General features: G+C 73.3%; 19 protein-coding genes. 13 read left to right on the top strand and 6 right to left on the bottom strand.

Annotated features, from left to right (window positions below; genetic code table 11):
• Window positions 1-21 precede the first annotated feature (21 nt).
• From ACFVDM_RS06225 to ACFVDM_RS06205, 5 genes are all read left to right on the top strand, one after another.
• A complete protein-coding gene (locus ACFVDM_RS06225) occupies window positions 22-966 on the top strand; it encodes a Zn-ribbon domain-containing OB-fold protein (RefSeq protein ID WP_383633939.1) in 945 nt (314 codons plus the stop codon).
• Complete coding sequence (locus ACFVDM_RS06220; RefSeq protein ID WP_383633937.1) at window positions 967-2019, top strand: thiolase domain-containing protein; 1053 nt, start codon at window positions 967-969, stop codon at window positions 2017-2019.
• Window positions 2012-3178 (top strand): thiolase domain-containing protein, encoded by a 1167-nt coding sequence (locus ACFVDM_RS06215; RefSeq protein ID WP_383633935.1) that lies wholly within the window; start codon window positions 2012-2014, stop codon window positions 3176-3178. The genes ACFVDM_RS06220 and ACFVDM_RS06215 overlap by 8 nt, the downstream gene beginning before the upstream one ends.
• A gap of 83 nt (window positions 3179-3261) precedes the next feature.
• The gene (locus ACFVDM_RS06210) at window positions 3262-3669 is read left to right on the top strand and encodes an ACT domain-containing protein (protein ID WP_383633933.1); all 408 of its coding nucleotides are present in this window, start codon (window positions 3262-3264) and stop codon (window positions 3667-3669) included.
• A 51-nt stretch (window positions 3670-3720) separates the two neighbouring features.
• Window positions 3721-4221 carry a hypothetical protein gene (locus ACFVDM_RS06205; protein WP_018550733.1) on the top strand — a complete coding sequence of 167 codons (501 nt, stop codon included), beginning with the start codon at window positions 3721-3723 and terminating at the stop codon, window positions 4219-4221.
• 58 nt (window positions 4222-4279) lie between these two features.
• Here ACFVDM_RS06205 and ACFVDM_RS06200 read toward each other — a convergent pair whose 3' ends face one another.
• A complete protein-coding gene (locus ACFVDM_RS06200) occupies window positions 4280-6496 on the bottom strand; it encodes a germacradienol/geosmin synthase (RefSeq protein WP_383633931.1) in 2217 nt (738 codons plus the stop codon).
• Between the two features lie 402 nt (window positions 6497-6898).
• Here ACFVDM_RS06200 and ACFVDM_RS06195 point away from each other — a divergent pair, with 402 nt between their 5' ends.
• Window positions 6899-8230, top strand: a complete 1332-nt coding sequence (locus tag ACFVDM_RS06195) for an N-acetylmuramoyl-L-alanine amidase (protein WP_383633929.1) — start codon at window positions 6899-6901, stop codon at window positions 8228-8230.
• 76 nt (window positions 8231-8306) lie between these two features.
• On the opposite strand, the gene ACFVDM_RS06190 is transcribed toward ACFVDM_RS06195, so the two are convergent.
• Window positions 8307-9446: an aminoglycoside phosphotransferase family protein gene (locus ACFVDM_RS06190; protein WP_383633927.1), complete on the bottom strand. Its 1140-nt coding sequence runs from the start codon at window positions 9444-9446 to the stop codon at window positions 8307-8309.
• Window positions 9447-9678: 232 nt separating this feature from the next.
• Here ACFVDM_RS06190 and ACFVDM_RS06185 point away from each other — a divergent pair, with 232 nt between their 5' ends.
• Window positions 9679-11175: a hypothetical protein gene (locus ACFVDM_RS06185; protein ID WP_383633925.1), complete on the top strand. Its 1497-nt coding sequence runs from the start codon at window positions 9679-9681 to the stop codon at window positions 11173-11175.
• 40 nt (window positions 11176-11215) lie between these two features.
• On the opposite strand, the gene ACFVDM_RS06180 is transcribed toward ACFVDM_RS06185, so the two are convergent.
• A complete protein-coding gene (locus tag ACFVDM_RS06180; protein ID WP_383633923.1) occupies window positions 11216-12706 on the bottom strand; it encodes a PP2C family protein-serine/threonine phosphatase in 1491 nt (496 codons plus the stop codon).
• A 452-nt stretch (window positions 12707-13158) separates the two neighbouring features.
• On the opposite strand from ACFVDM_RS06180, the gene rpmG reads away from it, so the two are divergent.
• Window positions 13159-13323: a 50S ribosomal protein L33 gene (gene rpmG, locus ACFVDM_RS06175; protein ID WP_383633921.1), complete on the top strand. Its 165-nt coding sequence runs from the start codon at window positions 13159-13161 to the stop codon at window positions 13321-13323.
• 173 nt (window positions 13324-13496) lie between these two features.
• On the opposite strand, the gene ACFVDM_RS06170 is transcribed toward rpmG, so the two are convergent.
• From ACFVDM_RS06170 to ACFVDM_RS06160, 3 genes are all read right to left on the bottom strand, one after another.
• Window positions 13497-14186 carry a DUF1275 family protein gene (locus ACFVDM_RS06170; protein ID WP_383633919.1) on the bottom strand — a complete coding sequence of 230 codons (690 nt, stop codon included), beginning with the start codon at window positions 14184-14186 and terminating at the stop codon, window positions 13497-13499.
• Window positions 14187-14328: 142 nt separating this feature from the next.
• Window positions 14329-15702: a cryptochrome/photolyase family protein gene (locus ACFVDM_RS06165; RefSeq protein WP_383633917.1), complete on the bottom strand. Its 1374-nt coding sequence runs from the start codon at window positions 15700-15702 to the stop codon at window positions 14329-14331.
• A gap of 68 nt (window positions 15703-15770) precedes the next feature.
• Window positions 15771-17288 (bottom strand): SDR family oxidoreductase, encoded by a 1518-nt coding sequence (locus ACFVDM_RS06160; RefSeq protein ID WP_383633915.1) that lies wholly within the window; start codon window positions 17286-17288, stop codon window positions 15771-15773.
• 155 nt (window positions 17289-17443) lie between these two features.
• Here ACFVDM_RS06160 and ACFVDM_RS06155 point away from each other — a divergent pair, with 155 nt between their 5' ends.
• The 5 genes from ACFVDM_RS06155 to ACFVDM_RS06135 all read left to right on the top strand — a co-directional run bounded on the left by ACFVDM_RS06155 (window position 17444) and on the right by ACFVDM_RS06135 (window position 21451).
• Window positions 17444-18091, top strand: a complete 648-nt coding sequence (locus ACFVDM_RS06155; protein ID WP_383633913.1) for a VanZ family protein — start codon at window positions 17444-17446, stop codon at window positions 18089-18091.
• Between the two features lie 115 nt (window positions 18092-18206).
• The gene (locus ACFVDM_RS06150; protein WP_383633911.1) at window positions 18207-19085 is read left to right on the top strand and encodes a DUF4389 domain-containing protein; all 879 of its coding nucleotides are present in this window, start codon (window positions 18207-18209) and stop codon (window positions 19083-19085) included.
• Window positions 19086-19262: 177 nt separating this feature from the next.
• Window positions 19263-19778 carry a lytic polysaccharide monooxygenase auxiliary activity family 9 protein gene (locus ACFVDM_RS06145; protein ID WP_383633909.1) on the top strand — a complete coding sequence of 172 codons (516 nt, stop codon included), beginning with the start codon at window positions 19263-19265 and terminating at the stop codon, window positions 19776-19778.
• Between the two features lie 197 nt (window positions 19779-19975).
• Complete coding sequence (locus tag ACFVDM_RS06140) at window positions 19976-20944, top strand: alpha/beta fold hydrolase (protein WP_383633907.1); 969 nt, start codon at window positions 19976-19978, stop codon at window positions 20942-20944.
• A 108-nt stretch (window positions 20945-21052) separates the two neighbouring features.
• Window positions 21053-21451, top strand: coding sequence for a DUF6221 family protein (locus ACFVDM_RS06135; RefSeq protein WP_383633905.1), 399 nt, complete (start codon window positions 21053-21055; stop codon window positions 21449-21451).
• Window positions 21452-21461 lie beyond the last annotated feature (10 nt).

The raw sequence follows: 21461 nt of genomic DNA, 5'->3' as shown, positions 1-21461 counted from the left end.
CCCCCAACCAAGGAGGCACCCGTGCCCGACGTCCTCAGCGCACCGCTGGTGGTCGAATTCCCCTTCACCCGCTCCCTCGGCCCGGTCCAGAGCGCCTTCCTCACCGGACTGCGCGAACGCACCGTGCTCGGCGTCCGCACCGACGACGGCAAGGTCCTCGTCCCGCCCGTCGAGTACGACCCCGTCACCGCCGGCGAACTGCGCGATCTGGTCGAGGTCGCGCCCACCGGCACCGTCACCACCTGGGCCTGGAACCCGTACCCCGGCCGCGACCAGCCCCTGGACACCCCCTTCGCCTGGGTGCTCGTCCGGCTCGACGGCGCCGACACCGCACTCCTGCACGTGCTGGACGCCCCCGGGCCCGACGCCGTCGCCACCGGCATGCGCGTCCGGATCCGCTGGGCCGGGGAGCGCACCGGCGCCATCACGGACATCGCCTGCTTCGAACCGTACGACGGCCCGGCCGGCCCCGCCGCCGCCCCGCACGACGGCACGTTCGCCGACCCCGTCACCGGCATCGTCACCCCGGCCCGCCTCGACTACACCTACTCACCGGGCCGCGCCCAGAGCGACTACCTCCAGGCCCTGGCCGGCCGCCGCGTCGTCGGCGAACGCTGCCCGTCCTGCGCCAAGGTCTACGTCCCACCCCGCGGCGCCTGCCCGACCTGCGGCGTCGCCACCGCCGAACAGGTCGAGGTCGGACCGCGCGGCACGGTCACCACCTTCTGCGTCGTCAACATCAAGGCGAAGAACCTCGACATCGAGGTCCCCTACGTCTACGCCCACATCGCGCTGGACGGCGCCGACCTCGCCCTGCATGCCCGGATCGGCGGCATCCCCTACGACCAGGTCCGGATGGGGCTGCGCGTCGAACCCGTCTGGACCGACGGCGCCCGCCATCCCGACCACTACCGCCCGACCGGAGAGCCGGACGCCGACTACGACGCGTACAAGGAGCTGCTGTAGATGCGAGACGTAGCGATCGTCGCCTTCGCGCAGACCGATCATCTGCGGCGCACCGACGAACTCTCCGAGGTCGAGATGGTCATGCCGGTCCTGCACCGGGTCCTGGACGCGACCGGCCTGCGGACCAGCGACATCGGGTTCACCTGCTCCGGTTCCAGCGACTACCTGGCCGGCCGGGCCTTCTCCTTCACCATGGCGCTCGACGGCGTCGGCGCCCACCCGCCGATCTCCGAGTCCCACGTCGAGACGGACGGCGCCTGGGCCCTCTACGAGGCCTGGGTGAAGATCCAGACGGGCGAGGCGGACACCGCCCTCGTCTACTCCTACGGCAAGTCCTCGCCCGGCCGGGTCCGCGACGTCCTCACCCGCCAACTCGACCCGTACTACACCGCCCCGCTCTGGCCCGACTCCGTCGCGCTCGCCGCCCTCCAGGCCCAGGCCCTGATCGACGCCGGGGCCACCGACGACGCCGCGCTCACCGCCGTCGCCGCCCGCAGCCGCGCGGACGCCGCCGGCAACCCGCACGCCCAGCTCGCCGGGGACGTCCCCGTGGGCGACCCTCTCGTCGCACCGCTGCGGACCGGCCACTGCCCGCCCGTCGGCGACGGCGCCGCCGCCGTGATCCTCGCCGCCGGCGACACCGCACGCGCCCTCTGCGCCCGCCCCGCCTGGATCCGCGGCATCGACCACCGCATCGAGGCCCACGGTCTGGGCGTCCGCGACCTGACCGATTCACCCTCCACCCGGCTCGCCGCCGAACGCGCCGGGGTTTTCGAACGCCCCGTGGACACCGCCGAACTGCACGCCCCCTTCAGCTCCCAGGAGGTGGTGCTCCGCCGGGCGCTCGGCCTCGGCGACGAGGTCCGCGTCAACCCGTCCGGCGGCGCGCTGGCCGCCAACCCGCTCATGGCCGCGGGACTGATCCGCCTCGGCGAGGCCGCCGCCCGCATCCACCGGGGCGAGTCCGACCGGGCGCTCGCCCACGCCACCTCCGGCCCCTGCCTCCAGCAGAACCTGGTCGCCGTCCTCGAAGGGGAGAGTGCTCATGCCTAAGGAGCCCGTGGCCGTCGTCGGCGTCGGCCAGACCAAACACGTCGCCGCCCGCCACGACGTCTCGCTGGCCGGACTCGTCCGCGAGGCCGCCGTCGCCGCCCTGGAGGACGCCGGACTGACCTGGGCGGACATCGACGCCGTGGTCATCGGCAAGGCCCCCGACTTCTTCGAGGGCGTGATGATGCCGGAGCTGTACCTCGCCGACGCCCTCGGCGCGGTGGGCAAACCCATGCTCCGGGTCCACACCGCCGGATCCGTCGGCGGCTCGACCGCGCTCGTCGCCGCCAACCTGGTCGCCGCACGCGTCCACCGCACGGTCCTCACGCTCGCCTTCGAGAAGCAGTCGGAGTCCAACGCGATGTGGGGCCTCTCGCTCCCCATCCCCTTCCAGCAGCCATTGCTGGCCGGCGCGGGCGGCTTCTTCGCCCCCCACGTCCGCGCCTACATGCGCCGCACCGGCGCCCCCGACACCGTCGGCTCCCTCGTCGCCTACAAGGACCGGCGCAACGCCCTCAAGAATCCGTACGCCCACATCCACGACCCCGGCATCACCCTGGAGAAGGTCCAGGCCGCACCGATGCTCTGGGACCCCATCCGCTACTCCGAGACCTGCCCCTCCTCCGACGGCGCCTGCGCCATGATCCTCACCGACCGGGCCGGCGCGGACCGCTCGCCGCACCCGCCCGCCTGGGTGCACGGCGGTGCCATGCGCAGCGAACCGACCCTCTTCGCCGGCAAGGACTTCGTCTCGCCGCGGGCCGGCAAGGACTGCGCCGCCGACGTCTACCGCCAGGCCGGGATCACCGACCCCCGCCGGGAGATCGACGCCGTCGAGATGTACGTGCCCTTCTCCTGGTACGAGCCGATGTGGCTGGAGAACCTCGGCTTCGCCGCCGAGGGCGAGGGCTGGAAGCTCACCGAGGCCGGGGTCACCGAACTCGACGGCGACCTGCCGGTGAACCCCTCCGGCGGGGTGCTCTCCACCAACCCCATCGGCGCCTCCGGCATGATCCGCTTCGCCGAGGCCGCCCTCCAGGTCCGCGGCCGCGCGGGGGAGCACCAGGTCGAAGGCGCCCGCCGCGCCCTGGGCCACGCCTACGGGGGCGGGGCCCAGTTCTTCTCCATGTGGCTCGTCGGCGCGGAACCGCCCGCCGCCTGACCCGCACCGCCCCCGGACGGAGCGGCCGCCCGCCCACCGTCCGGGGGACGCGCGGAGCGCTCACGATCGGTAGCGTGAGGGGCGTGACAGGTGAGAGCGATCTGCGGACCCTGCTGAGCGGACTGCGCCCGGAACTGCACCCCGGCCGCCACGTCTACGCGACCGTGCCCGACGGAACGGTTCCGCCCGGAACCGAACCGGTCGTCACGGTCCGTGAGGCCGAGGGGCTGACCCTGGTGCTGCCCGAGGAGCAGGCCCGCGCGGCCGGTCTCGCGTACACCTACGCCGCCGGATGGATCACGCTGCGTGTGCACTCGGCCCTGGAGGCGGTCGGTCTGACCGCCGCCGTCGCGCTGGCCCTCACCGACGCCGGAATCAGCTGCAACGTCGTCGCCGGGTTCCACCACGACCACCTCTTCGTCCCCCACGACCGGGCCGGGGAGGCCCTCGCGGTCCTGGAGCGCCTGGCGGCCGAGTCCCGCACCGGATGAGCGGATCCGGCCCGGCTCGGCGGGGCGGGCCCGGACACGTAACATGTCTTCATGTCCTTCCTCCGCCGCCGTAGCGCCGCCACACCCGCCGGCCCCGACTTCGACGTCCTGGCCATGGACCCGGGTGACTGGCCCGGAAATCTCGGCGCCGGTCTGCTGCCCGCCCCCGACGGCAGCTGTCAGGGCGTCTTCCTGCGCTACGACCTGTTCGGCGGCCGCGGCCCCGCGATGATCATCGGAAACCTCCCGGAGGGCTCGCCCGCGCGCGAGACCGAGGAGGGCCAGGTCCCCTTCGAGGTGGCCCAGCTCCTCCTCGCCCTGGAGAACGACGAGCCCGTCGAGGTCACCGGCACCGAGGACATGCCGGTGATGCAGGGCGACAACCTCCTGATCGTCCGCCGGGTGAAGCTCTCCGAGAGCCGCATCTCGTGCGTCCAGTTCGACCGCAGCGACGGCGTCCTGGTCACCATCGCCAGCTGGGACCGTCCGATCACGGACGACCTCTACACCCTGCTGAAGCCCCTCCCCGCCGAACTCTTCCAGCAGGGCTGAGCCCGGCGCGGGGGAGCGCACGGGCCCGGCGAATCCACCGGGCCCGCGCTCCGTCCCGCTACACCCCCGCCCCCGAAAGACCCGCGAACAGCGTGGTGACCCGCGCCGCCGAGGTGCCCCGGCCCAGGGGCAGACCGCCCAGGTGCCACGGGGCGGCCGTCCCGCGCCGCAGGTCCTCCTCCCGGTAGCGCCGGCAGCCCCGGTGCCAGATCAGGATGCCCGCGAGCCAGTGCTTCAGCTCCTGGACGTATCCGGCCAGGGTCTCCCGCGCCTCGGCATCCAGACCGAAGTCGTCGTACAGGACGGGCAGTTCGTACTCGGCGACGTGCAGGAACTGCCGCAGCCGCGACGTCATCAGGTCGTAGAGGATCCGCACCCCCGTCGGATAGTCGACCCCGAAGAAGTTCTGCACGACGAGCACCCCGTTGTGCACCTCCCCCTCGTACTCGATCTCCTTCTGGTACGAGAACAGGTCGTTGAGCAGCGCCGCGTAGTCCGCCGCCGCGTTCTCCAGGGAACGCAGCGGGCCGCTCCCGTACACCTCCGGCGGCACCTTCCGGCCGTGCCCCAGCCGGCACAGGCTCATCGTCAGGTCCGAACCGAAGGTCATGCGCCGCATCTCGACGTAGTCCACCGGATCGGGGATCCGGTTCTGCGCCTGGTTGGCCAGCTCCCACAGCCAGCTCGCCGTCATCTCCTCGACGGAGGTCCGGAACGCGCGCCGCCCCGCGTCGTCCATCGGCCCGGCCGTGCGCTGCCAGAGATCGCCGAGACCGCGCTCCAGCGCGTTGCGGGGTTCCGGCGGCGGTGAGTCGTCCAGCGGCATGAAGAGCGAGAGCCGTTCATTGGCCAGCCGCGCCCCGGCCAGATCGCGGGTGCGCCCGTGCACGACGGGGAACCAGTCGTCCCCGTACGTCCCCCACGCCAGCCACCCCGACGACAGGTCCAGCCCGTCCGGTGTGGCGTCCGGATGGATCCCGGCCGCGCAGAGCGGCAGATCGATCGCCCGCAGCCGCTCCTCGTCCCAGATGTGCGAGCCCGGCACCCCCGGCTGCGCCTCCAGGATGCCCATCCGCCGCGCCCAGACCACCATCCGCTCCCGGGCCCCCTCCAGATGCGGGCTCAGCGTCGTGTCGAAGGGCAGGTCGAAATCGGGCAGCAGGGAGGGGCCCACGTGCTGATGCGGCACATGGGCGTGGCTGCGCAGCCGCGCCGACTCCGAGCGGGGGGTGAACCGCAGGGAGGCGGCGGCCATCCCGAAGCCCGGCTCGGCCTGCGGGGCGCCGCCGTCGTTCATGTAGCGGCTGGAGCGCATGTGCCACTCGTGGCCGCCCGACTGCCAGTCCTGGAGCCCCTTCACATACGCGAGGACCGCCGCGGTCTGCGCCGGGTCCAGGCCCTTGCCCGCGCACAGCGGGCCCAGCTCGGTCAGCGCCGTGTTCTCGAACTGCTGGAGCCGCGAGGTCAGCAGATCGTTGACCGCCTCGGCCGCCTCCTGGGTCGAACAGCCCAGGAACGTTTCGAGGACCAGCACCCCGTTGCTGTTCTCCCCCTCCTCCTCCACCTCGCGCTGGTACGAGAAGAGGTCGTTGCGGAGGTGGACGCCGTCGGAGAACGCGTCCCGCAGCACGCGCAGCGCCCGCTCGTCGGCCACGGCCTCCGGGACCTCGGCCCCCGCGGCGTACTCGACGAGCCCCGCGGACCACGGGGCACCGCCCACCTTGCGGCGCATCTCGATGTACTCGACGGGGTTCGCGATGCGCCCCTCGTTGATGTTGGACAGCTCCCACAGCGACTCGTTCAGCAGGTTCTCCGTCGCCACCGCGAACCGGGCCCGCCACGCGTCCGACATGCTGGGCACCGTCCGCGCCCACAGGTCCGCCAGACCGGCCTCGACCGGATTGGTCGGCTCCGGGGTCGGCGCTCCGCGCTCCATCGGCATGAAGGCCGGCAGCCGGTCCAGATACCGCTTGCCGCCCTCGCGGTCCGGGGTGCGCTTGAACAGTTCCAGGAAGTGGTCGTCGAAGAAGAAGACCCACACGTACCAGTCCGTGACCAGCGACAGGGCCTCGGCCGAGCAGTCGGGATGGGTGTAGGCACACAGCAGCGCGTAGTCGTGGGAGTCCAGGTCCTTCTCCTCCCAGATGCCGGAGCCCTCCAGCATCCCTATGGCCCGCGCCCATGTCTTCGTGTGCTGTCGCGCCTCCTCCACATGGGGATTGAGCCGCGCCGGATACGGGACATAGAAGTCCGGCAGGGTGAAGGGCTGTGCCATGTGCGTCGGGCCTTTCGCTGGGCCTCCGCGTGCCTGCCACGCGGAGCTGACGTGTCCGCGCGAGCACTACCCTGCGTCCGTTCGGGGCATGTCTGACAGCCATTAGTCACACAAGAAGTACCCCCGTCCGAGTGAAGGCGGGCCCCGGGTCGGCCGGCCGGCCGCCACGTAAAGTCCGGGTAACGCGGCACCGCCAGACTCCCGTCCCCGGCTTTCCGTCCGCAGGTCGGAGCACCTGCCAGTGGTCTGGTCCAGTGGCTCGACTCGCTTGTGCCACACCACTCTTGACGTGCCATCACCCCGAGCCGGAGAGTGTGCGCGCACCACTGATCACGAGATCGGAACACGCACACCGCACGGCACGCACCGCACGGGAAACGCCCGGCTCCAAGAAGGGTTGTCATGACGTCCAAGCAGAGGACCAGACGCGCACTCGCGTTCACCGCGGCCGGGGCCCTGAGCCTCGCGCTGCTCGCACCCGCCGCGCACGCCGGTGCGGACGGAGTGCGCCCGGAGTGCCCGCGGGGCCTCTCCTGCGACTGGGTGCCCGCCGCCTACCAGCAGACCGGCGACCCGGCCGACAAGGAGACGTACGGCAACTACGACACCGCGGACCGGCCCGGCACCAACAAGATCAGGTTCATCGTCCTCCACGACACCGAGGAGGACTTCGACACCACCCTGAAGATCTTCCAGAACCCCCTGAAGCAGACCTCGGCGCACTACGTCGTCCGCTCCGCCGACGGCCACGTCACCCAGATGGTGAAGAACAAGGACGTCGCCTGGCAGGCCGGGAACTGGTACGTCAACAGCCACTCCATCGGCATCGAGCAGGAGGGCGTCGCCACCGAGGGCGCCACCTGGTACACCCCCGAGATGTACCGCTCGACCGCCGCGCTCGTGCGCTACCTCGCCGCCACGTACGACATCCCGCTCGACCGCCAGCACATCATCGGCCACGACGGGGTGCCGCCCACCAGCGCGGCCGGCACCAAGGGCATGCACTGGGACCCGGGAACCTACTGGGACTGGAACCGCTTCATGACCCTGCTCGGCAAGCCGCCCGTGCCGACGGCGGCCAAGAGCAGCCCACTTGTCACGGTCAGTCCCCGGTTCGCGGAGAACCGGCAGGCCTTCCGTGACTGCGAGAAGGGCGTCGACCTCCCCGTCCAGGGCTCCAGCGCCGTCCCGCTGCACACCGCACCCTCCGACGACGCACCGCTCTTCTCCGACCCGGGACTCCACACCGACGGTTCGCCCGGCACCAACTGCGCCGCCGACTGGGGCAGCAAGATCAGCGCCACCCAGCAGGCCGTCGTCGCCGGCCGCGCGCCCGGCTGGACCGCGATCTGGTGGTACGGCGAGAAGGCCTGGTTCCGTACCCCCGCCCACACCCGCACCACCCTGCCCACCGCCGGCACGGTCGTCCGCCCGAAGGCCGGAAGGACGGAGGTGCCGGTCTACGGGGTGGCGTACCCGGAGAAGTCCGAGTACCCGGCCGACTTCGGAGACAAGCGCGTGGGCACCGCCCTCCCGTACACGATCAAGGCGGGCCAGTCCTACCCCGGCGGCGGCGAGGCGCCCACCGGCTTCTTCTACGCGCCGACGATCGACGCCTCCTACCCCCTGGACCACAGCTACTTCCGGGGCGCGGAGACGTATGTGACGGTCCAGATCGGACACCGGATCGCCTTCGTCAAGGCGTCCGACGTGGACATCGTCCGCGCCCGCTGACGTACCGCACAGCAGCGCGCCGCGGTCCCGGTGTGTCGGCACCGGAGCCGCGGCGCGCCTCCCCCGTCGGTCAGGTCTAACGCGTGCCGACCGCGGCCCGCACGGCACGCCGGGCCATGGCGCAGTCGTCATGGAGACGGCGCAGCAGCAGACGCTGCTCCTCGCCCGACGACAGCGCACCGGGACGCTCCTGGCCGGCCCGCACGGGCGCGGTGGAATCCCGCATGGCCCGCTGGACGGCCGTCTCGTACGTCCGGATCTCCCGGGTGAGCACCAGCATCAGATTGATGAGGAACGCGTCCCGCGCCGCCGTGCCGGGCGCCTGCGCCAGCTGGCTGATCTGGCGCCGCGCCACCGGAGCGTCCCCCAGGACCGCCCACAGCGTCGCCAGGTCGTAGCCCGGCAGATACCAGCCGGCGTGCTCCCAGTCCACCAGCACCGGACCGGTGGGCGACAGCAGGATGTTGGAGAGCAGCGCGTCCCCGTGGCAGAACTGGCCCATGCCCTGGCGGCCCCCCGCGTGGGCGAGGCCGTGCAGCAGCTTCTGCAGATCGCCCAGGTCCCGGTCGGTGAAGAGTCCCAGCTCGTGATAGCGCGAGATGCGCGCCGCGTAGTCCAGCGGGGCCTCGAAGAGACCGGGCGGCGGGCGCCAGGCGTTGACCCGGGTGACCGCACCGAGCACGGCCCGCAGATCGGCGCGCGGCGGGGCCTCCGAGGGATGACGGGTCAGCGCCGCCACCCTGCCGGGCATCCGCTCGATGACCAGGGTGCAGTTCTCCGGGTCCGCGGCGATCAGCCGGGGCGCCCGGACCGGCGGGCGGTGCCGGACGAACGCCCGGTATGCCGCTATCTCGTGCCGGAACCGCTCCGACCACGCGGGGGAGTGGTCCAGTAAACACTTGGCGACCGCGGTCGCGCGGCCGGTGGAGCCCACGAGCAGGACCGAACGGCCGCTGCGCCGCAGCACCTGCACCGGATTGAACTCCGGGCAGATCCGGTGGACCGAGGCGATCACCATCCTCAACTGCGCGCCCTGCGGCCCGGACAGGTCCAGCCTTCCGCCGAGCGAGGGGGCACCGGGCCCTGCCGCGCGCCGGGGCCGGCCGATGCCCGGCGCCGGGACGGTGGCGCGGGGATCGAGATACGGTCCGCCGCCCGCCCCGAGGGGTCGAAGCGGCCGGGGCGGGGCGGACACGGAGGACGATGCTGTGTACATGGGCGAGACAGATCCCTTCGTGCGCCGACAAGTAGCGTGCGCCGCCCCGGCCCGGCGGCCGTTCGGCACCCTGGGGAGTACCGAGGGCTGCCGGGCGGGGTGGCGCTTTCCTACCTGACACCGGCGCACGGGTGGGTAACCACGTAGCGCACCCTGGCGAAGCCTGGCGAATAGTCGCACGGCACCTGACACGGGGTTACTGTCAACACAGCCGAGAACCTGGGGGCTTGACGTGACCGGAGAACCCAACACCCGTCTGTCGGACCTGTTCGGCCTTGCCGGATGGTCCAAGGGCGAACTCGCGAGAATGGTGAACCGGCAGGCGGCGGCCATGGGCCATCCGCAGCTGGCCACCGACACCTCGCGCGTGAGGCGCTGGATCGACATGGGGGAGTCCCCGCGCGATCCCGTCCCCAAGGTGCTGGCTGCCCTGTTCACCGAGCGGCTCGGTCGTGTCGTGACCATCGAGGACCTCGGGTTCGGCCGACGCGGGCGTGTGGGGAAACGGCGGGAGGCCGGGACGGAGCAGAATCCCGACCAGCTCCCGTGGGCGCCCGAGCGGACGGCAGCGGTCCTCACCGAATTCACGGGAATGGACCTCATGCTCAACCGACGCGGCTTGGTGAGCGCGGGCGCCGCGCTCGCCGCGGGCTCGACCATCGCCGGCCCCATGCACGACTGGCTCCACACCGACCCCGTCCTGGCGGCGGACGCCCCACGCATCGACGATCCCGCGCACGCGGACCCGGCCGGCTTCGACCGGTACGAGGCCGCGCCCATCGGCTCGGAGGAGATCGAGGCGCTGGAGCGTTCCGTGGAGGTGTTCCGCGCCTGGGACGCCTCCCGGGGCGGCGGCCTCCAGCGCAAGGCGGTGGTGGGCCAGCTCAACGAGGTGGGCGGCATGCTCGCCTACCGCCACCCCGACCATCTGCAGCGGCGCCTCTGGGGCGTCGCCGCCAACCTCGCCGTGCTGGCCGGCTGGATGTCCCACGACATCGGCCTCGAACCCACGGCCCAGAAGTACTTCGTCATCGCCGCGCACGCGGCACGCGAGGGCGGCGACCGGCCCCGCGCCGGCGAGGCGCTCTCCCGGGCGGCCCGCCAGATGGTCCACCTGGGCCGTCCCGACGACGCCCTCGACCTGATGAAGCTCGCCAAGTCCGGCTCCGGCGACATGGTTCTGCCGCGCACCCGGGCGATGCTGCACACCATCGAGGCCTGGGCGCAGGCGTCGATGGGGCACGGACAGGCGATGCGCCGCACGCTCGGCATGGCCGAGGAGCTGTTCGTCTCCGACAAGACCGATGTGCCGCCGCCCAGTTGGATGCAGATGTTCGACGAGGCGGATCTGCACGGCATGCAGGCCCTGGCGTTCCGCACGCTGGCCGAGCACGACCCCTCGGCCGCCGTCCCCGCCCAGCGCCATGCCAAGCGGGCGCTGGAACTGCGGGTCAACGGACGCCAGCGGTCCAAGATCTTCGACTACATCTCGCTGGCCTCGGCCTGCTTCATCGGCGACGACCCCGAGCAGGCCGACCGCTACGCCCGGCTCGCCCTGATGACGATGGGGGAGACCTCCTCGCACCGCACCTGGGACCGGCTGCGCGAAATGTACCGGCTGACGGGGCAGTTCGCGGGGTACGCGAAGATCGAGGACCTGCGTCAGGAGATCAAGCGCTCCTTGCCCCAGAGCCACCTCGTCAAGCGGCCCAGGAGTGCGGAGATCTGAGAAGGCGCCACGGCCGGGGGCGTACCCCGGTGGCCCGTTCCTAGACCGGGATGCGGACGACGAGCACGCTGGCGTCGTCCATACGCTCGGTTCCGCCGAACTGCTCGACGACGGCTCGTACGCACTCCTGTGCCGAACGGGCGCGGGCGAAGCGGGGGGCGAGTCCGAGGAGTGTGTCCATGCCCGGACGCAGGCCGCGCTCCGCGCTGCCGCCGTCCCGGGCCAGACCGTCGGTGTGCAGCACCAGCACATCTCCGGGCAGCAGGCGCAGTTCGTCCTGCTCGTAGGCCGCCCCCGGGGCCGCGCCCAGCAGGATGCCGTCCGGCGGGGGAACGGGGCGCCCGGTGCCGTTGCGGAAGAGCAGCGGTGCCGGGTGTCCCGCCTGCGCCCATTCCAGGACGCGGGTGGCGGGGTCGAAACGGCAGCACACCGCGCTGCCGAGGGCGGGCTGGACGGACGTCTCCAGTAAGTGGTTGAGGTGCCCCATCAGTGCGGCGGGGGCGATGCCGGCCACGGCCATACCGCGCAGGGCACCCAGGATCATCGTCATGGCGGAGGTGGCCCGGATGCCGTGGCCGGTCAGATCGCCGACCGTCAGCAGCGTTCTGCCGTCGGGCAGGTCCATGGCGTCGTACCAGCCGCCGCCGATGAGCGCGCCGGACTCGGACGGCAGATAGTGCGCCGCGATGTCGAGCGCTCCCGGTCCCTGCTCCGGAAGGCGCAGGGAACCGCGCCACGGGGGCAGTACGGCCTCCTGGAGGTCCTTGGCCACCCGGCGCTCGGCCTGGGCGATGTCCTGCTGGCGGCGGAAGGTGTCATGGGTGCGGCGGACGGCCTGCCGGCTTCGGCGCAGCGCGCTGACGTCCCGCATGACCGCCCACATGGATGCGGTGCAGCCGTCGGCGTCGAGGACGGGTTCGCCCCTCATGTGCAGGGTCCGCGTCCGCCCGTCCGGGAGGACGATGCGGAACTCGCCGTCTATCGGCTTGCCGTCGACGAGACAGTCCGTCACCAGGGCGGTGAGAAGCGGCTGGTCGTCGGGGAGCAGGGCCGAGGGCAGTTCGTCCAGTGAGAGCGGACCGGCCGCGGCGGTGCGGCCGAAGATCCGGAGCAGCTCCCCGGACCAGCTGACCTCGTCCGTCAGCAGGTTCCATTCCGCGCTGCCCACCCGGCCGACCGGCGAGCCGGGGCCGTCGTCCGAAGGCGTCTCCGGCCCGGTCCGGTCCGCTGCGGCCGACCGCTCCGCATGTTCCGCGGCCTGCGGCGGGAGACCTTCCTTGAGCTGTCCCAACTGCGCGCCGAGGTCGTCGAGCTGATGGACGGCCAGGTCGCAGAGCGCGCGCTGCCAGCGCTGCTGCGGATCGTCCTCGTCGATCTGAACGGTCTCGCGTCGCACCGCGTCCACGTCCCCGCGCAGCCTGAGCGTCCGGTGGATCAGCGCGTCAACGGCACCGACGGCACCGGGGGCACCGGCGGCGTCGCGCTCGGGCGGCTGGGACGCGGGCCGGTCCGCGGACAGATGGGGCGGCATGTCGTACTCCGATACGGGCGCGGTACAACCAGGTCTGAGGGTGGACCGAATACGACTGTCGCACAGCCGGCGGGAGCCCGTAAGTGCTTTGGCAACACTCGGTGCGTTCTTGCACGGGGCATATGTCAGCGGCGGACTGGAAGCTCGATCCGTCGAACACCTTTGCTGCCTCCGGGCGTTGATGCAAGTCAACCGGCGCGCGCGGACGTTTGAGCGCTGACGAGCGCCGTTTTTGCGCGGGGCGTACGCATCCCACGGCGGCATATGCGCGAGGATCCCGGGCGGGTGCGGCCGAGGCCCGCCCGGGGCCGTGACGCCGGAACCCTCCGGGAAGCGTGCCGGGGACCGGCGGGAATGCGCCGGGGAGCGGACGCGTTGCATCGGCGTAACGAAAACGAATCCCGTTGCCGACAGGGGTGACGGGGGCGTGGAGTACGAGTCCGGAGGCGCCCATGGCCCGCAGTGAAGTCCGTCCCGTCGTCACCCTCCGCTCGACCGCGGGGACGGGGCATGCCTATGTGACGCGCAAGAGCCGTCGCAACACCCCCGACCGGCTGGTCCTGCGCAAGTTCGACCCCGCGGCGGGGCGGCATGTGCTGTTCCGTGAGGAACGCTGACGCTCGGCGACGGCGGCCCGTGCCCTGGATCACACTCCGGGGTGCGGGTGCACGGGAACGGAACCTGGTGGTTTATCGTTCATCTATATGTGGGCGGCGCGCCGAGCGCCCCCACCCGAGACCGCCCCGGCTGGATTCCCCCGATCCGGCCGGGGCACATCGCTGTCCGGGCCTCATCGGTCACCCTCGGCCCGCACGCCGGACCGGCCCGCCGCCTCCACCAGCACGGCGGCTGCCGCGAGCACCGCCGCCGCCGACGCCCCGCCCGCCGGCCACAGCCGTACCGTCAGCGCCGCCCCGCCCGCGCCCGCGACGACGGCGGCCAGCCGGGCCAGCACCCAGCCGTCGCCGTGCCTCCGCGTCCCCCGGGCCAGACGCCCGACGAGCGAGGTCAGGGTGCCGGTGAAGTAGTTCGTCGGGGTGTCCCTGATCCGCGCCTGGATGCCCATCGCGAGCCCCATCGCCACCAGCAGCCCCAGCCTGTCCGCCTCCGACGCGACGAGACCGCACGCCCACAGCACCGCGCCCGCCGAGAGCAGCGCCACCTCCGTCAGCAGCATCACCGGGAGCCGCCCCGCGGTCCGCCCGCCCACCCACGCGGCCCCCGCCACCCCGCATCCGTACGAGACGAGCGCGGCCACCACCCGCGGAGCCGTCCCGCTCTCGCCCGCCCCGGCGGCCGAGGCCCCGAGCAGCACCAGATTGCCCGTCATCACCCCGGCGAAGACCTGGCCGAGACAGAGGAACACGAAGGCGTCGGCCGCGCCGGAGGCCGCGGAGAGCAGCACCAGCGCGGTACGGGCGCGCGGACGGCCGGGATCCGGCAGGACGGCGGGCTCGGCGGACACCGGGGGAGAGGGCACACCGGCATCCTCGCCGCCGCACGGAGCGCCCCCGGGCACGGCGCGCCGGTCGTGCGCCAGGGGCGGCGCGGCCCGTCGGAGCGTGGGGTCGAACCGCGCCCGGGGACCTGGGCCCGGTCCGGAGGCGGTCCGCCGAACGCCCTCAGTCCAGGTCGCGCGCCCGCCTGAAGCGGGCCAGCCCGTCGGCCAGCGCGACCAGCGGCGCGGGATAGGCGCGCACGCCCTCCGGCGCGTCCCGGAGCTTCCACGGCTCGTGCACCGCGCCGCCCGGTACCTCGGCCAGCTCCGGCACCCAGCGGCGCACATAGGCACCGTCGGGGTCGTACCGTTTGGCCTGGGTCACCGGATTGAGGACCCGGTTGGGGCGGCTGTCCGTGCCGGTGCCGGCCATCCACTGCCAGTTCAGCTGGTTGTTGGCGACGTCCCCGTCGACGAGGAGGTCCAGGAAGTGCCGGGCCCCGACCCTCCAGTCGACGTACAGGGTCTTGGTCAGGAAGCCGGCGGTCAGGAGCCGGCCCCGGTTGTGCATCCAGCCCTCGTGACGCAGTTGGCGCATGGCCGCGTCGACCACCGGATAGCCGGTCCGTCCCTGCCGCCACGCCTCGGTCTCCTCGGCCGCGTCCTTCCCGGAGCGCCAGTGGTCGTGCCGGGTGCGGTAGTCCTCGTGCGAGGCGGCGGGCCGGGCGGCGAGCACCTGGTGGTGGAACTCCCGCCAGCACAGCTGCCGCACGAACGCCTCGGCGCCGGGTCCGCCGGCCGCGCGGGCCCGGTGCACGGTCTCCGCGGGGGACAGAGTGCCGAAGTGCAGATGCGGCGAGAGCCGGGACGTGGCGTCACCGGCCATGTCGTCGTGCCGCTCCTCGTACGCGTCCAGCCCCCGGCGCCGCCACGCGGTCAGCAGGGCGCGGGCCCGCAGTTCCCCGCCCTCGGCCAGCCCCTCGGAGACCCCGGACACCCGGCCGCGCTCCGGCAGCGGCTCCGACGCGGCGGCGTCCGGGACGCGCACCGTGCGGGGTGCGCCGAAGGGGTCGCGGATCCGCTGCCCCGACCACTGGCGGAAGTACGGGGTGAACACGGCGAAGTGGTCCGATGCGGCGGGCGTCACGGCGCCGGGCGGGACGGCGGTGACCACCGCGTCGTGGACGTGCAGCCGCTGTCCGCCGGACTCCAGCGCGGTGCGCAGCCGTTCCTCGCGGCGGCGGGCGAAGGCGCTTGCCCCGGCCGCGACATGGACGTCGGTGGCGCCGGTCGCGGCGACCACCCGGCCCACCTCCTCGACGACGTCGCCCGAGCGCACCACCAGCCGGCCGCCGCGTTCGCGGAGCCCGGCGTCCAGATCGCGCAGACAGTCGGCGAGGAACGCCAGCCGGTTCGGGGCGGCGAACCCCGCCGCCTCCACGGCCCGGTCGCGGACGAACAACGGCACGACCTCGTCGGAGTGGGCGAGTGCCGCGCGCAGCGGCGGATGGTCGTGCAGCCGGAGGTCTGCGGTGAACAGGACGACCGCTACGGTCATGGCGTCAACTCCTGGGGAGGCCGGGACCTGTCATCGTGCCTCCTTCCGGGCGTGCCCGGGTCCGCCGGTCAGCGCGCCGCCGTGGGCCTCGCCGGTTCGGGTGACGCCGCGGCGGCCGCGGTGCGGGCGATGTTGCGGGCCATGCCGCCGAACACGACGGAGTGGAACGGCCATACGCTCCACCAGTACGCGTGGCCCAGCAGCCCGCGCGGATGGAACAGGGCCCGCTGCCGGTAGCGGGAGCGGCCGGCGCCGCTCGGTTCGGCGTACATCTCCAGCCAGGCCAGGCCGGGCAGGCGCATCTCCGCGCGCAGCCGCAGCAGCCGCCCCGGCTCGATCTCCTCCACCCGCCAGAAGTCCAGCGAGTCGCCCACCCGCAGCCGGTCGGTGTCCCGCCGGCCGCGCCGCAGCCCCACCCCGCCGACCAGCCGGTCGAGCCAGCCGCGCACCGCCCAGGCCAGGGGGAACGAGTACCAGCCGTGGTCGCCGCCGATCCCCTCGATCACCCGCCACAGGGCGTCCGGCGGCGCGTCCACGGCCCGGACGCGCACATCCGTGTACAGGCTGCCGCCGGCCCAGTCGGGGTCGGAGGGCAGCGGATCGCTGGGCACGCCCGGCACCGAGGCCGACGACCACCGGGTGGTGACCCTCGCCTCCCGGACCCGTTGCAGGGCCAGCTCCAGCGCCTTGTCCAGGCCGAAGGGCTGTCCCGGCCCGTCCGGGACGTAGCGGGAGATGTCGTGCTCGGCGCACACCACCTCGTACCGCAGCGATTCGGCCAGTGGACGGGCCAGGGACCTCGGCACCGGGGTGATCAGGCCGATCCAGTGACTGGAGAGACCGGGGGTGAGCATGGGGACGGGGAGGATGAGCCGGTGCGGGAGGTGGGCGATCTTCGCGTAGCGCTGCATCATGTCGCGGTACGTGACGATGTCCGGGCCGCCGATGTCGAAGGTCCGGTTCACCTCGCGGGGCAGCCGGGCGGCGCCCACCAGGAGCCGCAGCACGTCCCGGACCGCGATCGGCTGGATCCGGGTGGACACCCAGCTCGGCGTCACCATGACCGGCAGGCGCTCGGTGAGATAGCGCAGCATTTCGAAGGAGGCGGAACCGGACCCGATGATGACCGCGGCCCTCAGCACGGCGGTCGGGACACCGGACTCCAGGAGGATCCGGCCGACCTCGGCACGGGAGCGCAGATGCGGCGACAGCTCCCGTTCGGGCACACCGGCCGGGGTGAGACCGCCGAGGTAGACGATCCGGCCGATGCCCGCGGCGCGGGCCGCGTCGCCGAAGACGGTGGCGGCCCTTCGGTCGGTCTCCTCGAAGCCGGCGCCCGAGGTCAGCGCGTGCACCAGGTAGTACGCCACGTCCACGCCCGCCATCGCCGGGGCGAGCGAGCCGGCGTCGGTGACATCGCCCCGGACGATCTCCACGTCCTGCGCCCAGGGCTGGTCCCGCAGCTTCTCCGGGGTGCGGGCCAGACAGCGCACCCGGAACCCGGCCGCCAGCAGTTCGGGGACGAGCCGTCCGCCGATGTAGCCGGTGGCCCCGGTGACCAGGCAGACCGCTCCGTCGCTCGCCATGGGCATCTCCGCATCGATCGCCGGGCCCCACCGTGCGCGGGACCGTTCCGTACCGGACCTCTCCCGACCAGTCTTCCCCGTGTCCGCGCGCGGCGCAGGGCGCGGGCGCGGGGGCCTCGGGGCGTGGCACGGCCGGTCGGGGGCATCCGTCGTCCATGGACTCAGAAGCTGCGAACGGTAAGGGCGGCGCCGCGCACCACCGCGCCGCGGGCCGGGTTCTGCTGCGGGTGGCCGTCCTGACGGCGGCCCTGCTCGCGATGACCGGATTCTCCGTCGTCCTGGCGGAGGTGACGCTCACCCCGTCCCCCGCGTCGGCGGACCTCGTGACGTCCAACCTCCGGCCGGGGCGCTCGCTGCGCCTCTACGCGGAGCACTACACCTTCCTCGCCGCCTGCGAGCAGATGGGCGGCAACGTACTGCTGGGGGTGCCGTTCGGCGTGCTGCTGCCGGTGCTCCTGCCGAGGCGGCTGCGCGTGCTCCGGACGTTCCTGGTGACCGTCGCGGCGATCGTCGTGATCGAACTGGCGCAGGGCGCGCTGGTGGAGGGCCGGGCGTTCGACATCGACGACGTCATCCTCAACACCGCGGGTGCGCTCGTCGGCTATCTGCTGGTGGGCCGGTGGGTGAGCCACCGCTACCACGTCCTCGCGGCCGGGCCGGTGACCACGACGGACCGGCCCGCTCCCGAGAAGCGGGCCCCGGCCCGGAAGCGCCGCGGGACCCGGCGCCGGAAGCCGTGGTGGACGCGGATGCGCGCCGGGACCCGCAAGCGGCTCCGGCGGTTCCGTCCCCGCCGGGGGTGAGGGCCGGGGCACCCGATCGGCCCGCGGGCGATTGCGGCCCGGACCCGCCGGTTCCAGCGTGGGGTGACGCCGTGTGTGCAGCAGGCGTACGGATCACCCGCCGAAGGGGAGCGACATGGCCGACGCGCAGTGGAGTCCGGGGCGCAGATCGGGGGACGCGGAGGAGTTCCTGCCCGTCCTGGACCTCATCGAGCCCGCGCGCCAGCGCCGGCTCACGGTCCTGTTCCGGCTCCTGCTGCTGATCCCCCACTTCATCGTGCTGTTCTTCCTGGGGATCGCGGCCTTCTTCACCGTGGTGTTCGGCTGGTTCGCCGCCCTGGTGCTGGGACGGCTGCCGATGCCCGTCTTCGGGTTCCTCGCGGCCACGCTCGCCTACCGCACCCGGGTCTCCGCCAACGTGATGCTGCTCGTCGACCGCTATCCGCCGTTCACGCTGACCCAGCCGTCGGACTATCCGGTGTGCATCGATGTTCGGCCCACCCGGCTCAACCGGCTGGCGGTCCTGTTCCGGCTGATCCTGGCCATTCCCGCGGCCATCGTGCAGAGCCTCGCCACGACCGGCTGGTTCGCGCTCGCGGTGATCTGGTGGCTGGTCACGCTGGTCCTGGGGCGGATGCCGAAGCCGCTGTTCGAGGCGACGGCCGCCGTCCTGCGCTACGAGATGCGGCTCTCGGCCTATCTGTCGATGCTCAGCCCGGCCTATCCCAAGGGCCTGTTCGGCGAGGACGCGCTGTCCGTGCCGGAGGGGCGGGGGCGGTCGGCGACCCGGCCGCTGGTCCTGGGCACCGGGGGCAAGGTGCTGCTCGGGATCTTCCTGGTCGTCGGGTTCTTCGCCGATGTCACGACGTCCGTGACCGGCGCCTCGTCCGACGGCTCGTCCGGCTCGGACTACGGACTGCGGGCACCGGTGTCCGCCGGACGGGCGGACGCCCTCGCGGACGGCTGGGTACCACCGGGCGATGCCGCCCCCGTCTTGACGCGTACGCATCAATAGGTATGGTCTAGTCCAAGTGCAGGGCCGGCGCCGGACGCCCCGAAGGGTGGTCCGGTCGCGCATCCTGCCGTGCCCTTCGCGTCTCTTGGCCCCACACCTGAGAGGCACCACCGCCACGCCCCCGGGCCCCCACGCCCGGTCCGTACGCGGCCACGCCTCATGTGAAGGAGAAGACACATGCACGCGAAAAGGAAGACCGCAGCCGTCGTCGGTGCCCTACTCGCCCCGGTGCTCGCCCTGAGCCTCCCGGCGGCCTCGGCCGACGCCCACGGCTACATCTCGTCCCCGCCCAGCCGGCAGGCGCAGTGCGCCGCCAGGACCATCAGCTGCGGCGCCATCCAGTACGAACCCCAGAGCGTGGAAGGTCCCAAGGGGCTGACCAGCTGCAGCGGCGGCAACAGCGGCTTCGCCGAACTCGACGACGACAGCAAGGGCTGGAAGGTCAGCCCCGTCGGCCGCACCGCCTCCTTCCAGTGGGTGCTCACCGCCCGCCACGCCACCAGCACCTGGCAGTACTACGCCAACGGTCAGAAGATCGCCGAATTCAACGACGGGGGCGCCCAGCCGGGGGCCACCGTCACCCACCAGGTCGACTTCGGCAGCCACACCGGCCGTCAGAAGGTCCTCGCCGTGTGGAACATCGCCGACACGGCCAACGCCTTCTACGCCTGCGTCGACGTCAACGTCGGCTGACCCGCGCCCGCACCCCCGCGCGCACCGTCCGGACCCGGCCGTCCCCGCGCGCCGTGGCCGGACCGGAGCCCCCACCCCCTCCCGGGTGGGGGCTCCGCCGCTCCGGCGCCGTCACCCGGCTGCCCGCCGCGCCGCGCCGAACCGGCCCCGGCTCGCCACCCTGGAGGGACCACGGCGTCGTCAGAATCGGGTGCACCATGCGCATACCCGCCCCTCCCGGCCCCCGGCGGGCGGCGGCCCTCGCCGCCGTGCTCGCCGTGGCCCTCTCCACAGCGGCGGCACCGGCCGCCGCCGCTCCCAGCCCCGCGACCGGACCCGCGCCGACCGTGGTGCTGGTGCACGACGCCTTCACCGGCGCGTCCGTCTGGAACGCCGTCGCCGCCCGCCTCCAGCGCCGCGGCTACCCGGTCCTCGCCCCGGACACCCCGCTGCGCGGACCCGCCGAGGACTCCGCCGCCCTGCGTGCCGCGCTCGCCCGGATCTCCGGCCCCGTCGTGCTCGTCGGCCACGGCTACGGCGGCGCGGTCATCGGTACCGCGGGCGCGGACGACCCGAAGGTGCGGGCGCTGGTCTACATAGCCGCCCTGATGCCGGACCGGGGCGAGACGCTCGGCCGGCTCTGCGCCCGCTTCCCGGGCGGGGCCCTCACCGAGGCACTCACCCGCACCTCCGTCCGTGACACCGACGGCACCCGGGGCACGGCCCTCTCCCTCGCCCCCGGGCGGTTCCACGACATCCTGGCCGCCGACCGCCCCGCCGGCACCACGGCCGCCCTGGCCGGCGCGCAACGCCCCCTCGACGCCGCCGTGTTCACCGAACCGGCCGCGGAGGCCGGCTGGCGCACCGTACCCTCCTGGGCCCTCGTCGCCACCGAGGACCGGCTGCTCCCTCCCGCGCTGGAACGCTTCCAGGCCGAACGCGCCGGCGCGCACACCGTCGAGGTCGCCTCCTCGCACCTCGCCCCGGTGTCCCGCCCCGACACGGTCACCGGCCTGGTCCTCGCCGCCGCCGAGGACACCGCGTCCGCGGCCCGGCGGCCCGTGGCGAGTGCCCGCACCCTCGTGCTGGCGGCGGCGGGCTGCGCGGTGGGCCTCGCGGTCTTCGTGGGCGGCGGGCTGCTGGCCCCTGGCCGGCGCCGCGGGCGGATCCGTCCCCGGAGCCGCTGAACGCCACGCGCCGCGTCCGCGCGAGGGCTGCGGCACGCGGGCGGCGTGACGGGATACTGTCCCCTCGGTCCCGGTGGTGCGGGACCGAGCGGAAGGATGCGGAACCACATGACAGACAACGCCGACCTGGTCGCGTTCGTCCGGGCACGCCTCGACGAGGAGGAGGACGTCGCACGGGCGGCCGGCGGCGAGGCGTGGCGCTGCCCGGCCGAGGTGCCCGGCGAGATCCACGACCGCGGCGGTGCCGTCGCGTTCGCCCTGCGCACGCACCCGTACGACCGGCACATCGCCCTCCAGGACCCCGCCAGGACGTTGCGGCGCATCGAGACGAGCAGAGTCCTCCTGGACGAGTACACGGAGGTCGCCGCGCTCGACGTCGACCGGCCGCGGCGGGACTTCGCCTCGGGCCGGGCCGTCGGACTGGGCTTCGTGGTCCGGCAGATGGCCGCCGAGCACGCCGGCCACCCCGACTACCGGGTGAAGTGGCTTCCACGGTTCGCCCAGTAACTCCGCACGG

It is taken from the genome of Streptomyces sp. NPDC057682, from assembly GCF_042799575.1.
Taxonomy (GTDB): Bacteria; Actinomycetota; Actinomycetes; order Streptomycetales; family Streptomycetaceae; genus Streptomyces.
Note: the sequence above shows the minus strand (reverse complement) of the source record. Positions and strands in the feature narration are given on the sequence as shown.

Coding starts and splice junctions, on each gene's coding strand:
- ACFVDM_RS06220 (WP_383633937.1), top strand. CDS start 967: ATGCGAGACGTAGCGATCGTCGCCTTCGCGCAGACCGATCATCTGCGG.
- ACFVDM_RS06215 (WP_383633935.1), top strand. CDS start 2,012: ATGCCTAAGGAGCCCGTGGCCGTCGTCGGCGTCGGCCAGACCAAACAC.
- ACFVDM_RS06205 (WP_018550733.1), top strand. CDS start 3,721: ATGTCCTTCCTCCGCCGCCGTAGCGCCGCCACACCCGCCGGCCCCGAC.
- ACFVDM_RS06200 (WP_383633931.1), bottom strand. CDS start 6,496: ATGGCACAGCCCTTCACCCTGCCGGACTTCTATGTCCCGTATCCGGCG.
- ACFVDM_RS06195 (WP_383633929.1), top strand. CDS start 6,899: ATGACGTCCAAGCAGAGGACCAGACGCGCACTCGCGTTCACCGCGGCC.
- ACFVDM_RS06190 (WP_383633927.1), bottom strand. CDS start 9,446: ATGTACACAGCATCGTCCTCCGTGTCCGCCCCGCCCCGGCCGCTTCGA.
- ACFVDM_RS06180 (WP_383633923.1), bottom strand. CDS start 12,706: ATGCCGCCCCATCTGTCCGCGGACCGGCCCGCGTCCCAGCCGCCCGAG.
- rpmG (WP_383633921.1), top strand. CDS start 13,159: ATGGCCCGCAGTGAAGTCCGTCCCGTCGTCACCCTCCGCTCGACCGCG.
- ACFVDM_RS06165 (WP_383633917.1), bottom strand. CDS start 15,702: ATGACCGTAGCGGTCGTCCTGTTCACCGCAGACCTCCGGCTGCACGAC.
- ACFVDM_RS06160 (WP_383633915.1), bottom strand. CDS start 17,288: ATGGCGAGCGACGGAGCGGTCTGCCTGGTCACCGGGGCCACCGGCTAC.
- ACFVDM_RS06155 (WP_383633913.1), top strand. CDS start 17,444: ATGGACTCAGAAGCTGCGAACGGTAAGGGCGGCGCCGCGCACCACCGC.
- ACFVDM_RS06150 (WP_383633911.1), top strand. CDS start 18,207: ATGGCCGACGCGCAGTGGAGTCCGGGGCGCAGATCGGGGGACGCGGAG.
- ACFVDM_RS06145 (WP_383633909.1), top strand. CDS start 19,263: ATGCACGCGAAAAGGAAGACCGCAGCCGTCGTCGGTGCCCTACTCGCC.
- ACFVDM_RS06140 (WP_383633907.1), top strand. CDS start 19,976: ATGCGCATACCCGCCCCTCCCGGCCCCCGGCGGGCGGCGGCCCTCGCC.
- ACFVDM_RS06135 (WP_383633905.1), top strand. CDS start 21,053: ATGACAGACAACGCCGACCTGGTCGCGTTCGTCCGGGCACGCCTCGAC.